This window comes from Streptomyces sp. NPDC100445, assembly GCF_044759735.1.
Lineage (GTDB): Bacteria > Actinomycetota > Actinomycetes > Streptomycetales > Streptomycetaceae > Streptomyces.
Genome location: NZ_JBIVZV010000003.1, coordinates 506,628 through 519,572, shown reverse-complemented (window position 1 = coordinate 519,572; position 12,945 = coordinate 506,628). Strand labels below are relative to the sequence as shown.

General features: G+C 72.9%; 13 protein-coding genes and 1 pseudogene. 8 read left to right on the top strand and 6 right to left on the bottom strand.

The features are described 5' to 3' along the window. The first annotated feature begins 1 nt into the window (after window position 1). The gene (locus ACIQVT_RS11355; RefSeq protein ID WP_403750953.1) at window positions 2-1,279 is read left to right on the top strand and encodes a thymidine phosphorylase; all 1,278 of its coding nucleotides are present in this window, start codon (window positions 2-4) and stop codon (window positions 1,277-1,279) included. Between the two features lie 21 nt (window positions 1,280-1,300). Beyond that, window positions 1,301-1,789: pseudogene (locus ACIQVT_RS11350) on the top strand (Uma2 family endonuclease); the annotation flags it as partial. Between the two features lie 14 nt (window positions 1,790-1,803). On the opposite strand, the gene ACIQVT_RS11345 reads toward ACIQVT_RS11350, so the two are convergent. Then, window positions 1,804-2,724: an AEC family transporter gene (locus ACIQVT_RS11345; RefSeq protein WP_403750951.1), complete on the bottom strand. Its 921-nt coding sequence runs from the start codon at window positions 2,722-2,724 to the stop codon at window positions 1,804-1,806. A 95-nt stretch (window positions 2,725-2,819) separates the two neighbouring features. Between ACIQVT_RS11345 and ACIQVT_RS11340 the strand changes: the two genes are divergently transcribed. Continuing rightward, on the top strand, window positions 2,820-3,206 hold the full coding sequence (locus ACIQVT_RS11340; RefSeq protein WP_403750949.1) for an STAS domain-containing protein: 387 nt from the start codon (window positions 2,820-2,822) through the stop codon (window positions 3,204-3,206). Here the strand turns inward: ACIQVT_RS11340 and ACIQVT_RS11335 are convergent. Beyond that, window positions 3,090-4,103: a sigma-70 family RNA polymerase sigma factor gene (locus tag ACIQVT_RS11335; protein WP_403750762.1), complete on the bottom strand. Its 1,014-nt coding sequence runs from the start codon at window positions 4,101-4,103 to the stop codon at window positions 3,090-3,092. The two genes, ACIQVT_RS11340 and ACIQVT_RS11335, sit on opposite strands and share 117 nt — an antisense overlap. Window positions 4,104-4,210: 107 nt before the next feature. Continuing rightward, complete coding sequence (locus ACIQVT_RS11330) at window positions 4,211-5,518, bottom strand: MFS transporter (RefSeq protein ID WP_403750760.1); 1,308 nt, start codon at window positions 5,516-5,518, stop codon at window positions 4,211-4,213. 62 nt (window positions 5,519-5,580) lie between these two features. Between ACIQVT_RS11330 and ACIQVT_RS11325 the strand changes: the two genes are divergently transcribed. Next, window positions 5,581-6,540 carry a LysR substrate-binding domain-containing protein gene (locus tag ACIQVT_RS11325; protein WP_403750758.1) on the top strand — a complete coding sequence of 320 codons (960 nt, stop codon included), beginning with the start codon at window positions 5,581-5,583 and terminating at the stop codon, window positions 6,538-6,540. A gap of 48 nt (window positions 6,541-6,588) precedes the next feature. On the opposite strand, the gene ACIQVT_RS11320 is transcribed toward ACIQVT_RS11325, so the two are convergent. Further along, window positions 6,589-7,350 (bottom strand): alpha/beta hydrolase family protein, encoded by a 762-nt coding sequence (locus ACIQVT_RS11320; protein ID WP_403750756.1) that lies wholly within the window; start codon window positions 7,348-7,350, stop codon window positions 6,589-6,591. A gap of 134 nt (window positions 7,351-7,484) precedes the next feature. Here ACIQVT_RS11320 and ACIQVT_RS11315 point away from each other — a divergent pair, with 134 nt between their 5' ends. After that, a complete protein-coding gene (locus ACIQVT_RS11315) occupies window positions 7,485-8,672 on the top strand; it encodes an adenosine deaminase (RefSeq protein ID WP_403750754.1) in 1,188 nt (395 codons plus the stop codon). Between the two features lie 149 nt (window positions 8,673-8,821). After that, the gene (locus tag ACIQVT_RS11310) at window positions 8,822-9,205 is read left to right on the top strand and encodes an ATP-binding protein (protein WP_403750752.1); all 384 of its coding nucleotides are present in this window, start codon (window positions 8,822-8,824) and stop codon (window positions 9,203-9,205) included. An 89-nt stretch (window positions 9,206-9,294) separates the two neighbouring features. Here the strand turns inward: ACIQVT_RS11310 and ACIQVT_RS11305 are convergent, their stop codons facing one another. Then, window positions 9,295-9,495 (bottom strand): PspC domain-containing protein, encoded by a 201-nt coding sequence (locus ACIQVT_RS11305; RefSeq protein WP_403750750.1) that lies wholly within the window; start codon window positions 9,493-9,495, stop codon window positions 9,295-9,297. Between the two features lie 111 nt (window positions 9,496-9,606). Further along, the gene (locus ACIQVT_RS11300; RefSeq protein WP_403750748.1) at window positions 9,607-10,170 is read right to left on the bottom strand and encodes a VanZ family protein; all 564 of its coding nucleotides are present in this window, start codon (window positions 10,168-10,170) and stop codon (window positions 9,607-9,609) included. 173 nt (window positions 10,171-10,343) lie between these two features. Between ACIQVT_RS11300 and ACIQVT_RS11295 the strand changes: the two genes are divergently transcribed. Then, complete coding sequence (locus tag ACIQVT_RS11295) at window positions 10,344-11,465, top strand: hypothetical protein (protein WP_403750746.1); 1,122 nt, start codon at window positions 10,344-10,346, stop codon at window positions 11,463-11,465. Between the two features lie 259 nt (window positions 11,466-11,724). Then, entirely contained in the window at window positions 11,725-12,900 is a 1,176-nt protein-coding gene (locus ACIQVT_RS11290; RefSeq protein ID WP_403750744.1) for a glutathione-independent formaldehyde dehydrogenase, read from the top strand. Window positions 12,901-12,945: the final 45 nt, after the last annotated feature.

The window sequence follows — 12,945 nt, the reverse complement described above, 5'->3', positions numbered from 1 at the left end:
CATGGACGTCATCTCCGTCATCCGCACCAAGCGGGACCGCGGTGAGCTGAGCGACGAGCAGATCGACTGGGTCATCGACGCGTACACCCGCGGCGAGGTCGCCGACGAGCAGATGTCCGCGCTCGCCATGGCGATCCTGATCAACGGCATGAACCGCCGCGAGATCGCCCGCTGGACCGCGGCCATGATCGCCTCCGGTGAGCGCATGGACTTCGCCGCGCTGTCCCGCCCGACGGCGGACAAGCACTCCACGGGTGGCGTCGGCGACAAGATCACCCTGCCGCTGGCCCCGCTGGTCGCGGCCTGCGGTGCCGCGGTGCCCCAGCTCTCGGGCCGCGGTCTCGGCCACACCGGCGGCACCCTGGACAAGCTGGAGTCGATCCCCGGCTGGCGCGCCCTGCTCTCCAACGAGGAGATGCTGCACGTCCTGGACACCACGGGAGCGGTGATCTGCGCGGCCGGCGACGGCCTGGCCCCCGCGGACAAGAAGCTGTACGCCCTGCGGGACGTGACCGGCACGGTCGAGGCGATCCCGCTGATCGCCTCCTCGATCATGTCGAAGAAGATCGCCGAGGGCACCGGCAGCCTGGTCCTGGACGTGAAGGTCGGCACGGGCGCCTTCATGAAGACGCTGGCCGACGCCCGCGAGCTGGCGTCCACGATGGTCGGCCTCGGCACGGACCACGGCGTGCGGACGGTGGCCCTCCTCACCGACATGTCCACCCCCCTCGGCCTCACCGCGGGCAACGCCCTGGAGGTCCGTGAGTCGGTCGAGGTCCTGGCGGGCGGCGGCCCGGCGGACGTCGTGGAGCTGACGGTCGCCCTGGCCCGCGAGATGCTCGACGCCGCCGGCATCAAGGACGCGGACCCGGCGAAGGCCCTGGCCGACGGCTCCGCGATGGACGTGTGGCGCCGGATGATCGCGGCCCAGGGCGGCGACCCGGACGCCGAGCTGCCCACCTCCAAGGAGCAGCACGTCATCAAGGCGCCCTCCTCCGGCGTGCTGACCCGCCTCGACGCCTACGACATCGGCATCGCCGCCTGGCGCCTGGGCGCCGGCCGTGCCCGCAAGGAGGACCCGGTGCAGGCGGCGGCGGGCGTCGAGCTGCACGCCAAGCCCGGCGACACGGTGACCGAGGGCCAGCCGCTCCTCACCCTCCACACGGACACTCCCGAGCGCTTCGACTACGCGCTCCAGGCGGTGACGGGCTCGTACGACATCGCGGCGCCCGGCACCGACTTCACGGCGACGCCGGTGGTGCTGGAGCGCATCGCCTGACGGACGTCTGACCCCCTTCGGGTGAACGGGACCGGTGAACCTCCGCCGGTCCCGTTCGGCATGCTGGGATCGGTGACGCCCCGATTGGAGACCGCCGTGAGCGCACTCACCGTGAGCCAGGACCCCGACCAGAACTGGGACCGGACGCTGGCCGTCGCCGTGCCGTCGCGTCTGGGGATGCTCATCCCGGACCTCGTGGTGACTCCTGTGCAGGACCGTCCGGAAGCCGACTCCCACATCCCCGCCGCCCTCGCCGAACTCGTCGTGGAGGTGACCTCCAGGTCCGACGCCCGGCACGACCGCGTCAGCAAGCCCGCCGCCTACGCCACCGCCGGCATCCCGCTCCACCTCCTCATCGACCGCTGGGCCCCGGGAGGTCCGACCGCGACGCTGTACGGCGAGCCGAAGGGCGAGGTCTACCGGGTGCTCTCCGCGGTGAAGCTCGGGGACCCCATCGCGCTGCCGGAGCCGTTCGCGATCACCGTGGACACCGGCGAGTTCCCCGTGGACCGACCGCCCGCCTCTCAGCCCAGCACCGTCGCCACCCCCACCATCACCGGTACCGACACCACCGTCGAGAGCAGGATCGACTCGCGGGCCAGGGACTCGGCCACGCGGTAGCGGCTGGCGTAGGTGAAGAGGTTCTGAGCGGCCGGGAGGGCCGCGGTGACCACGACGTCCAGCAGGGGCGCGCCGCGCAGTCCGAAGACGGCCGTCGCCAGTGTCCAGGCGACCAGCGGCTGACCCACCGACTTCAGTGCCACCGAGAGCAGGACCGGGTACCGGTCCCGGCCCCGGCCGGGGGCCGCGCTCCCGTGCAGCGACATGCCGAACGCCAACAGGGCCGCCGGGACGGACATGTGCCCGATCAGGGTGAGGGGATTCATCAGCGGCCCGGGGAGCGGCCGGCCCACCGCCGACACCACCACCCCGGACAGGGAGCCGAGGGCTATCGGATTGCGCAGCGGGGTCAGCAGGCGCCGCCACACCGTGCCCGCGTCGTCGGCTCCGGACAGGTCCAGGACCGTCAGGGCCACGGGGGTCACCAGGACGACCTGGAAGAGCAGCACCGGCGCCACCAGGGACGCGTCGCCCAGCACGTAGGCGGCGATGGGGATACCGAGGTTGCCCGAGTTGACGTAGCCGGAGCACAGCGCGCCGATCGTCGTGCGGCCCACCTCCCAGCCCCGCAGCACCCCGATCACCACGAAGACCCCGCTGACCGCGGCCGTGCTGAGGGCCGTCACCAGCAGCCGGCTGGAGAAGAGGGCGGAGAGGTCGGCGCGCGCGAGGGTGGTGAAGAGGAGCGCCGGACCCGCGACCGTGAAGGCCAACCTGGTCAGCACCTCGCCGCCCTGCTCGCCGAGCGTCCCGCGCCGCCCGAGCAGGTAGCCCACCCCGATGACGACCGCGATCACCGCGAACCCGCTCAGCACCCCCACCACGAACCTCACCCTCACGGGTGAACGCCCGACCGGTCAATGTGATCTCCGGCTACTCCCGCCGTCCGGGGCCGCGCGCCCGCTCGTGCCGGCGCGCGATGAGTTCCGGCCGGTCCGTGGGTCTAAGTGGCGTGGATGCCGAGACCCCAGCCGTTCTTGTGCTGCCCTGGCCCGTCGGCCGTGACGAGGTGAGCGGGCTCTGTAGCGACGTGCGGGCGCTGCTGGCCGACGGCGGCGGGGGACACGTCGTCTGTGACGTGGGCGGGCTCGGACCACCGGGGCTGGCCGCCGTCGATCTGCTGGCGCGGCTGGAGCTGGCCGCCCGCCGGGCCGGTGGGCGGATCTCGCTGCGGGGCGCCGCCCCCGCGCTACACGCCCTGCTGGACCTCGTCGGGCTCCGCTTCCAGGTGGAGGGGCAGTCCGAACAGGGGGAACCAGCGCCCGGTGTCGAGGAAGCAGTGGAAACCGGTGATCCGGCCGTCTGAGATCTCCAGCACCTGCACCGCCCACGGGGTGAACCCGCCGCTCTCCGGGTCCGGCTTGTAGTGCGCGAAGCCCGGCAGGCCGTTGGCCCGCACCGGCAGCAGTCGGGAACCGGCACAGGAGGCGCCGATGGTGGTCATGAAACCGGTGATGTCGGCGGTGCCGCGCAGCCACAGGTCGAACGGCGGCATCGTCATGACGGCGTCCTCGTGGAGCAGTGCCGTCAGCGCCGCCATGTCGTACCCCTCGAACGCCTTGACGTAGCGCTCCAGGAGCTTTTGCTGCTCCTCGTCCAGCGGGTCGGACACCGCGCCCTCGGCGCCCGCGTCGGCGCGCTCCGCGAGCGTGGCCCGGGCCCGCTGCAAGGCGCTGTTGACCGAGGCGACCGTGGTGTCGAGCAGTTCGGCGACCTCGCTCGCCCGCCAGGCCAGCACCTCGCGCAGGATCAGCACCGCCCGCTGCTTGGCAGGCAGCCGCTGGAGGGCGGCCATGAAGGCGAGCCGGACGGACTCCTTGGCGACGGCTGCCTCGGCCGGGTCGTCCGTCGTGGGCAGCACGCGCGCGTCCGGCATGGGCTCCAGCCAGGTGTTGTCCGGGCGCGGCGTGAGCGCGGCCCGGGCGAGCGGGGTCGACTCGGTCAGGTCCATGGGACGCGCCCGTCTGTTGCCCGCCGCCAGCATGTCCAGGCACACGTTGGTCGCGATCCGGTACAGCCACGACCGCAGCGAGGACCGGCCCTCGAACTTGGCGTGGCTGCGCCAGGCCCGCACCAGGGTGTCCTGCACCGCGTCCTCGGCCTCGAAGGAGGAACCGAGCATCCGGTAGCAGTACCCGGTCAGCTCGGTCCGGTGCTTCTCCAGTGCGACGTCCAGGTCCGCCGTCGCCGTGCTGTCGCCCATCGTCCACCCACCCCTGTGGCCGTCCTGTCCGCGCGTCGTCGCGCCCCAGCATCTGGAAGCTACCGCAGCGCACTGACAATGGCCCACCGAGTCGGGGAAACGCCTGCTCAGCGAGGGGTGGCCGGCTCCCGGCGGGCCGCCGTCCGGGCCGCCCGGCTGCCGAGCACGGTGATCGCGACGACGCCGAGGACCGCGAGGAGTCCGACGCCGACCGTGCCGGACCAGCCGTTCGCGCGGAACGCCACCGCGCCGACCGTGCTGCCGACGCTGGAGCCGATGTAGTAGGCGGACTGGTACAGCGCCGACGCCTGGGCGCGGCCGTGGGTGGCCGTCCGGCTGACCGCCGAGGAGGCGACCGCGTGCCCGGCGAAGAACCCGGCCGTGATCAGCACCAGGCCCAGCAGCACCAGCGGCAGGGACGCGGCCAGGGAGAGCAGCAGACCCGCCGCCGTCGTGCCGCCCGCCAGGTAGAGCGAGCCGCGGCGGCCGAACCGGCCCACCAGCCGGCCCGCGGTGGACGCAGAGACCGTGCCCACCAGGTAGACCAGGAAGATCGAGCCCACGATGCCCTGCGGCAGCCCGAACGGCTCGGCCGTCAGCCGGTATCCGATCACCGTGTACACGCCGCCGAACACCGTCATGAACAGCGCGCCGATCGCGTACAGGCGTCGCAGCAGCGGGTCGGCGAGGTGGCCGCGGACCGTGCCGAGCAGCACCCGCGGGCGCAGCGAACCCGCCGTGAAGTGCCGCGGGGCGGGCAGCAGCAGCCGGAACGCCACCGCGCACCCGACCGCGAGCGCCCCGATCACGCCGACCGAGACCCGCCACCCCCACTCCTGCGCGACCCAGCCGGTGATCACGCGGCCGCTCATCCCGCCGACGCTGTTGCCCGCCACGAACAGACCGATCGCGGTGACCAGCGCCTTCGGCCGCACCTCCTCCGCCAGGTACGCCTGCGCGGAGGCCGGGACCCCGGCGAGCGCGGCACCCTGCACCGCCCGCAGCACGACGAGCGCACCGAGCGAGGGCGCGAAGGGCACCAGCATCCCGACCGTGACGGCGACGGCCAACGAGGCCGTCATCACCGTACGGCGGCCGAACCGCTCCGACAGGGCGCTCATGGGCAGCACGAACAGGGCCAGGCCACCGGTCGCGGCGGCCACCGTCCAGCTCGCCTCGCTCGCCTCGACGCCGAACTCCCCGGAGATCAGCGGCAGCAGGGCCTGGGTGGAGTAGAGGAGGGCGAAGGTCGCGACCCCGGCGAGGAACAGGGCGAGGCTCATCCGGCGGTAGCCGGGGCCGCCCGGGGTCAGCCGGGAGTCGGCACCGGAGGCCGCGGCGGGAGCGGGGGCGGGGGGAGGGACGGGGGAGGCGGCGTCCACGCCGGTGGACGCCGGGGTACTGGCGGGAGACATGCCTCGACCGTAGGACCACCCCTCTCATGCGTCCAATGCATGGAATCGCCATAATCGTTCCCATGGCGCATCAGCGGAGGTCACCGGGGCGGCTGTCACCGTCCGGTGACACAGAAGACATGGCGGAGACGGTACGGCTGCTGGCGCCCCGCCTCGCCCACTTCGCCGGCGTGGCCCGCACCGAGCACGTCACCCGGGCCGCGCGGGAGATGAACGTCCCCCAGTCCACGCTGTCCCGGGCGATGGCCCGTCTGGAGCAGGACCTGGGCGTCGACCTGTTCGCCCGCCACGGCCGCACGGTCTCCCTCACCACCGCCGGCCGCACCTTCCTCGCCGCCGTCGAGCGGGCCCTCGCGGAGGTCGGCCGGGCCGCCGGGGAGATCCGCGCGGACGCCGACCCGGCCACCGGCAAGGTCGCCTTCGGCTTCCTGCACACCATGGGCGCCGAGACCGTGCCCGGCCTGCTGCACGCCTTCCGCGCCGACCACCCGCGCGTCCGCTTCAGCCTGGTGCAGAACTACGGCGAGGCGATGCTGGAGCGGCTGCGCGCCGGTGAGCTGGACCTCTGCCTCACCTCGCCCGTCCCCGACGCCCCCGACCTCGTCGCCCGCCGCCTGGACGAGCAGAAGCTGCGCCTGGTCGTCCCCGCCGACCACCGGCTCGCCGGCCGGCGCCGCGTCCGCCTCGCCGAGGCGGCGGACGACACCTTCGTCACCCTGGAGCCCGGCTACGGCCTGCGGCGGATCACGGACGACCTGTGCCGCGAGGCCGGCTTCGCACCCCGGGTCGCCTTCGAGGGCGAGGAGGCGGAGACGCTGCGGGGACTGGTGGCGGCGGGGCTGGGGGTGGCACTCCTGCCGCCGCCGACCGTCCCGCGTCCCGGGGTGGTGGAACTGACGGTCACGGCGCCGCGGGCGGCCCGCGAGATCGGCGTGGCCTGGCTGGCTGACCGACCGGACACCCCGCCCGTGGCGGCCTTCAAGAAGTTCCTGCTCTCCCGGCGGGGCAGCCTGCTGCCCTGACCCGGGCCGGCGAGGGGCCCGCTGCCGGGCGCCGCGGCCCGCACCGGCTCACCGCCGCAACGACCTGCCGAACCCGGCCGCCAGCGGCATCCGCAGGCCGATCGGCGGCGGCGCGGCCAGCGCGTCCTCCACCGGCCGCGACACCCGGCGGCCCAGCAGGGCGCCGAGCACGAAGTCCACGCCCAGGCTGACCACTTCGGACCGGTGGCCGTGCAGACCGTGCCCGTCGGAGTGGACCTCGAACCGGCACACCTCCCGGTTCGCCTTCTTGGCCCGCGCCGCGAACCGGAACGACAGCTCGGGGTCGGTGCGTTCGTCGTTCGTGCCGTGCACGATCAGTACCCGGCGCCCGGCCAGTTGCCGCACCGGCTCGGGGGGCGCGGCGACGTCGTCCTCCGGCAGCCACGGGGCCAGCGCGACCACGGAGTTGACGGCCTCGTGCCCCCCGGCCCGCAGCGCCGCCCGCCCGCCCATGTCCACGCCGACCAGGCAGACCGGCACGTCCCCGTACCGGCGCACGACCTCGTCGGCGGCCCAGCCGGCGTCCGCCGCCAGATGCGCCTCGCTGCCGTTCCACCCCCGGTAGCGGTACTGGACGGGGTGGACGGCCAGGCCCTCCGTCCGGCCGGCGCGGGCGAACGCCCGGCCCAGGGCGTGGACCAGGGTCAGCGCTCGGACGGGGGACGGCCGGCGGGCGGACACCTCCTCCCCGCCGGGCAGCAGCAGCACCGCCGCGCCCACCGACGCCGGCTCCGGGCCGACCGCCTTTCCCAGCCCGGCCGTTCGGGCCGGAATCGCTTGCTGTCCCATGACAGAACAGTGTCAGAAGGCGCGGTGTACGAAACCCGTACGTGCGGTCACCGTTGCGTATCGACGGAAAAGCAACGGCGACCGGCTGCCGCGCGCCCCCCTCCCTCTACGCGCGTAGGAGTTAGAGTGCGGAAATGACGAGCCAGACTGCACCGACGGGGGCCGTCCCGGCGGCCATCCCGGTACACGTTCCGACGCCGGACCAGATCCGGCGGGCGCCCAAGGTGGTCCTGCACGACCATCTCGACGGCGGGTTGCGCCCGGGGACCGTCGTAGAACTCGCCCGCGAGACGGGCTACGAGGGACTTCCCGACACCGACCCCGGGAAGCTGGGGACCTGGTTCCACGAGGCCGCCGACTCCGGGTCGCTGGAACGGTACCTGGAGACCTTCCGGCACACCGTCGGCGTCATGCAGACCCGGGACGCCCTGGTCCGGGTCGCCCGCGAGTGCGCCGAGGACCTCGCCGAGGACGGGGTCGTCTACGCCGAGGTGCGGTACGCGCCGGAGCAGCACCTCGACCGGGGACTGACCCTGGAGCAGGTCGTGGAGGCCGTGAACGAGGGGTTCCGGCAGGGGGAGCGGCTTGCCCGGGAGAACGGCCGGCGGATCCGGGTCGGCGCGCTGCTGACCGCGATGCGGCACGCGGCCCGCTCCCTGGAGATCGCCGAACTGGCCAACCGGCACCGGGACTCGGGCGTCGTCGGCTTCGACATCGCCGGTGCCGAGGCCGGTTACCCGCCCACCCGGCACCTGGACGCCTTCGAGTACCTGAAGCGGGAGAACAACCACTTCACGATCCACGCCGGTGAGGCGTTCGGACTGCCGTCCATCTGGCAGGCGTTGCAGTGGTGCGGCGCCGACCGGCTCGGGCACGGGGTGCGGATCATCGACGACATCGAGGTCCGCGAGGACGGCTCGGTCGTCCTCGGCCGCCTCGCCTCCTACGTGCGCGACAAGCGCGTCCCGTTGGAGCTGTGCCCCAGCTCCAACCTCCAGACCGGCGCCGCGTCCTCCTACGCCGAGCACCCGATCGGGCTGCTGCGCCGGCTGCACTTCCGGGCCACCGTGAACACCGACAACCGACTGATGTCGCACACCACGATGAGCCGGGAGTTCGAGCACCTCGTCGAGGCGTTCGGTTACACGCTGGACGACCTCCAGTGGTTCTCCGTCAATGCGATGAAATCAGCGTTCATCCCTTTCGATGAACGACTCGCGATGATCAATGACGTCGTCAAGCCCGGATATGCCGAGCTGAAATCCGAATGGCTGTTCCAGCAGACCGCGTCGACCAGCGGTTCCACCGGTATGCCGGGGTAGGCGCGGCCGGTTCGCCGACCCGGAATGCGGACACGTCTCGAGGAAGTGCCCGCATTTCGGTGTTTGCGGTGCATTCGCCGGCGTGTTTAGGTCGGGGACCGCTCGGATCGTTCGTGATCCCCGTCTCCGCATTCAAGGACGCCATCACCATGAAGCAGTCTGCTGCCAAGACCCTGGGCGTCGCCGCCCTCGGTGCCGCCGTCGCCGCCGTGGGCGCGGGCACGGCCAACGCGGCCCCGGCCACCCCGGACGCCGGCCAGACCCTGAAGACCGTCACCACGGCCCTGCCGCCGGAGCAGCTCGTCGACGCCCTCCCCGACAGCGGCGCGGTGAAGCTGCTCAAGCCGCTGGCCAAGGCCGGTGTCGCCGCCGGGGTCCCGGCCGCCGGCAAGGGCGTGGCCGCGGCCCAGCCGGTCGTCGGCAGCGTCCTCGCCAAGGGTCCGGCCGGGCCGGTCAGCGGTCTGCTCGGCGGGCTGCCGCTCAAGGGCCTGCCCACGCACGGCGTGCCGGTCAACGGCATCCCGCTCGGCTGAGGCCGGCCTCCGCACGACGCGGGCGGGGCGCTCCGGCGGGTCCGGGAGCGCCCCCGTGGTGTGCTCGCCCCCGCCTCCGCACCGCCGGTTCACCAGGCGGTACGGGGGCCGTTCTCCGCGGGCAGCAGGACCCACAGCGCTATGTAGAGCACGAACTGCGGGCCCGGCAGCAGGCAGGACAGCAGGAAGATCACCCGCATCGTCGTCGCGGAGGTGCCGAAGCGCCGGGCCAGCGCGGCGCACACTCCGCCGATCACGCGGCCGTGGGTGGGGCGGGCAAGGGCGCTCATGAGGACTCCTCCGTGGTCGCCGGACCGTTCCCGGACCGGGGGGCGGGGCCGCCCGGACGGCGTCCCCCACTGATCTCCACGGTAGGCGGACCAAGGGGACGAAGCGTCCCTCTACGGGGCGATCCCGACCCTGGGAATCGTCGGGGTACGCCCCTGAGAGAACTCCTCCTGGACGGTGACCGGCGGTCCGGCCGCAGCCGGCTCCCGCACACCGCGCCGCCGCAGCACGGCACGCGCCGCCGGTACGACGGCCAGGTGGGCCAGGGCGACCCCCGCCGTGTTCAGCAGCAGCGAGTCGACATCGACGACGCGGCCCGGCACTCCCGTCTGGAGCAGCGCGATGCCGAGGGAGACCAGGGTGCCCGTCGCGGCCGTACGCACCAGTGACGCCGAGGGGGACACGGTCAGCCTGCCGTGCGCCATCGGCAGCAGCACCCCCAGCGGGGCGAGCAGCGCGAGCCCCTCCCCGAGCGGTCGCGCGGCCCGCGGCCAGCCCAGCGCGAGGTCGGCGCGGATGCCGGCCAGCGGACGCAGGTTGGGGGGCATCACCCAGGGGACGTCCAGGGGGCGCAGCATCAGCCAGGCGACGAGGCCGAGGTGTGCGACGAGGAGGACACCTCCCGTCACACGGATGCGGATCGCGGCGCTGCCGCCGATGGAGCCTTGACGCTGCACGACCCCCTAGACGCCGGGCCGGGTCCACTTGGTTCCGCGCCGCAAACATCCCACCCGTGACCCCGCCCGCGCCCCGCACCGGGCCACAGCGTGTCACGCGGCGCCGGCATCACCCCGGAGGCATCCTGTGGGCACCTGTGATCACGGGGACAGCCGACGAGAAGGGGCCGGTCATGCCGTCCGAGGGCGTTACGGTCGTAGCTCTCCTGGCGGATCCGGACGCGCCGACGGAGATCGCGCGGCGCATGGCCCGACCGCTCGCCACGCGGCTCGGCGAGCGGTCGGGCGGGGGGCGACGGTTCGACGTGCGGGTGATCAGTGAGCCCTTCACCTCGGGGACCGAGGAGCCGCCCACGCTGGTGCGCCGGATCATGGACCGTGCGAGCGAGGAGGACTGGGACGTCGTCGTGGCCCTGACCGACCTCCCGCTGCACTCGCACGGGCACAAGCTCGTCGTGGAGCTGAGCCACGAAGCAGGCATGGCGTTGCTGTCACTCCCGTCCCTGGGTGGCTGGCGCCTTCAGACGCGGGCCGCCCGGGCCGTGGAGGAGGCCGTGCTCGACCTGGCCGGTTCCCGGGCGGGCGGCGCCGAGGGCCCGGCGGGCGGCCGGTCGCTGCCGGGCCCCTTCGCCGGTCGCTTCGCGCCCGTCCGTCCGGGGCCCGTCGACGAGGACGAGACCGCCGACCTGCGGTACGTCGTCAGCGGGCCGCGCGGTTACCTCAGGGTGCTCGCCGGCATGGTCCGCGCCAACCGGCCGTGGCGGCTGGTACCGGGCCTGTCGAAAGCCCTGGCCGCCGCGCTCGCCACGGGGGCCGTCGCCACCGTGAACTCCACCCTCTGGAGCCTGTCCGAGGCCCTGAGCACGGCGCGCCTCACGATCGCCATGGTGGGCTCGGTGGCCCTCATGATCGGCTGGCTGATCGTGGACGCGCACCTGTGGCACCGGTCGGCGCGGGTCTCGCCGGAGGCCAGGAAGAGGACGGCGCTCTACAACGCCTCGACGGTCCTGACCGTGGGCATCGGCGTACTCGTCTGCTACGCCGGCCTGCTGCTCGTCAACGTGGTGTGGGCGCTCTTCATCCTCAACGACCGGGTGTTCGCCTCCATGACACGCACCCCGCTGCACGCCACGGAGTACTGGACGCTGTCCTGGTTCGTCGCGTCGATCGCCACGGTGGGCGGTGCCCTGGGATCGGGTCTGGAGAGCGGCGAGGCGATCCGGGCGGCCGCCTACTCCAAACGCGAACAGGAGCGTCGTCGCGTGCTCCACGACGACGACGGCGCCGACGACTAATCCGGACCACCGGGCGCCGGTACGCGGCGGTTTTGCGTCGGGGGCGGCGGATACCCGGGCCCCACGCTGCCGGAGCGCCGATGCTCCGCATGGTGGACCGGCGGCGGCACCACCGTTCCATCCGAGCCGGGTGGACGGCCCGCAGAGGCGTGCCGGAGTCATGGACCTGCCGTGAGAACTCCCGGGAGTCAGGCTCGTAGTGCCGTCTCCAGCACCGGTGAACCGCGGTCCTGCCGCCGCGGCACCAAGGGGAGCGATCATGAAGGCAGCGGTATACGAAGGTCCGCGGACGGTCACGGTGAAGGACGTGCCGGACGCGAAGATCGAACATCCTTGCGACATCATCGTCAAGATCACCGCCACCAACATCTGCGGTTCGGACCTGCACATGTACGAGGGCCGCACCTCGTTCGAATCCGGCCGCACCCTGGGACACGAGAACATGGGCCAGGTCGTGGAGGTCGGCTCGGCCGTCCGCAAGGTCCAGGTCGGCGAGTACGTGGTCCTGCCCTTCAACATCGCCTGCGGCTTCTGCAAGCAGTGCGAGCGGGGTCTGACCAACTACTGCCTGACCATGCAGCCGGAACCGGCCCTCGCCGGAGCCGCGTTCGGGTTCGCCGACATGGGCCCCTACCAGGGCGGACAGGCGGAACTGCTGCGCGTGCCCTACGGCGACTTCAACGCGCTGCGGCTGGGCGAGGACGCCGCCGAACGGCAGACCGACTACGTGATGCTCGCCGACATCTTCCCCACCGGCTACCACGCCACCGAGATGGCCCACGTCGAACCGGGCGACCAGACCATCGTCTTCGGGGCCGGACCCGTCGGGCTGATGGCGACCTACTCCGCGCTCCTCAAGGGCGCCGGCCGCGTCTGGGTGGCGGACCACCAGCCCGACCGGCTGCGCAAGGCGGAGGAGATCGGGGCCATCCCGATCAACACCGCCGAGCAGGATCCGTCGGAGGTCGTCAAGGAGGCCACCCTCGGTCTGGGTGCCGACAACGGCTGCGAGTGTGTCGGCTACCAGGCACATGATCCCCAGGGACACGAGGACGCCAGCCTCACGCTCAACGGACTGATCGACTCGGTCAGGTTCACGGGCGACATCGGGGTGGTGGGTGTGTTCCTGCCCGAGGACCCCGGCGGTGCCGAGGCCCAGGGGGAGCTGGAGGCGCACGGCAAGGTGCCGATCGACTTCGGCATGATGTGGTTCAAGGGCCAGCACATGGGGACGGGGCAGGCGCCGGTGAAGAAGTACAACCGGGCGCTGCGGGATCTGATCGCCGGCGGGAAGGCGAAGCCGAGCTTCGTCGTCTCCCACGAGCTCAGCCTGGACGAGGCTCCCATGGCCTACGAGCACTTCGACGCCCGTGACGAGGGCTGGACCAAGGTGGTCCTGCACCCCGACGGACACGGCAACGGCCACAAGAGCTGAGGAACGAGAGGGCCGCCGCCCCGCCCGCTCCCCCCGGACCGGTCC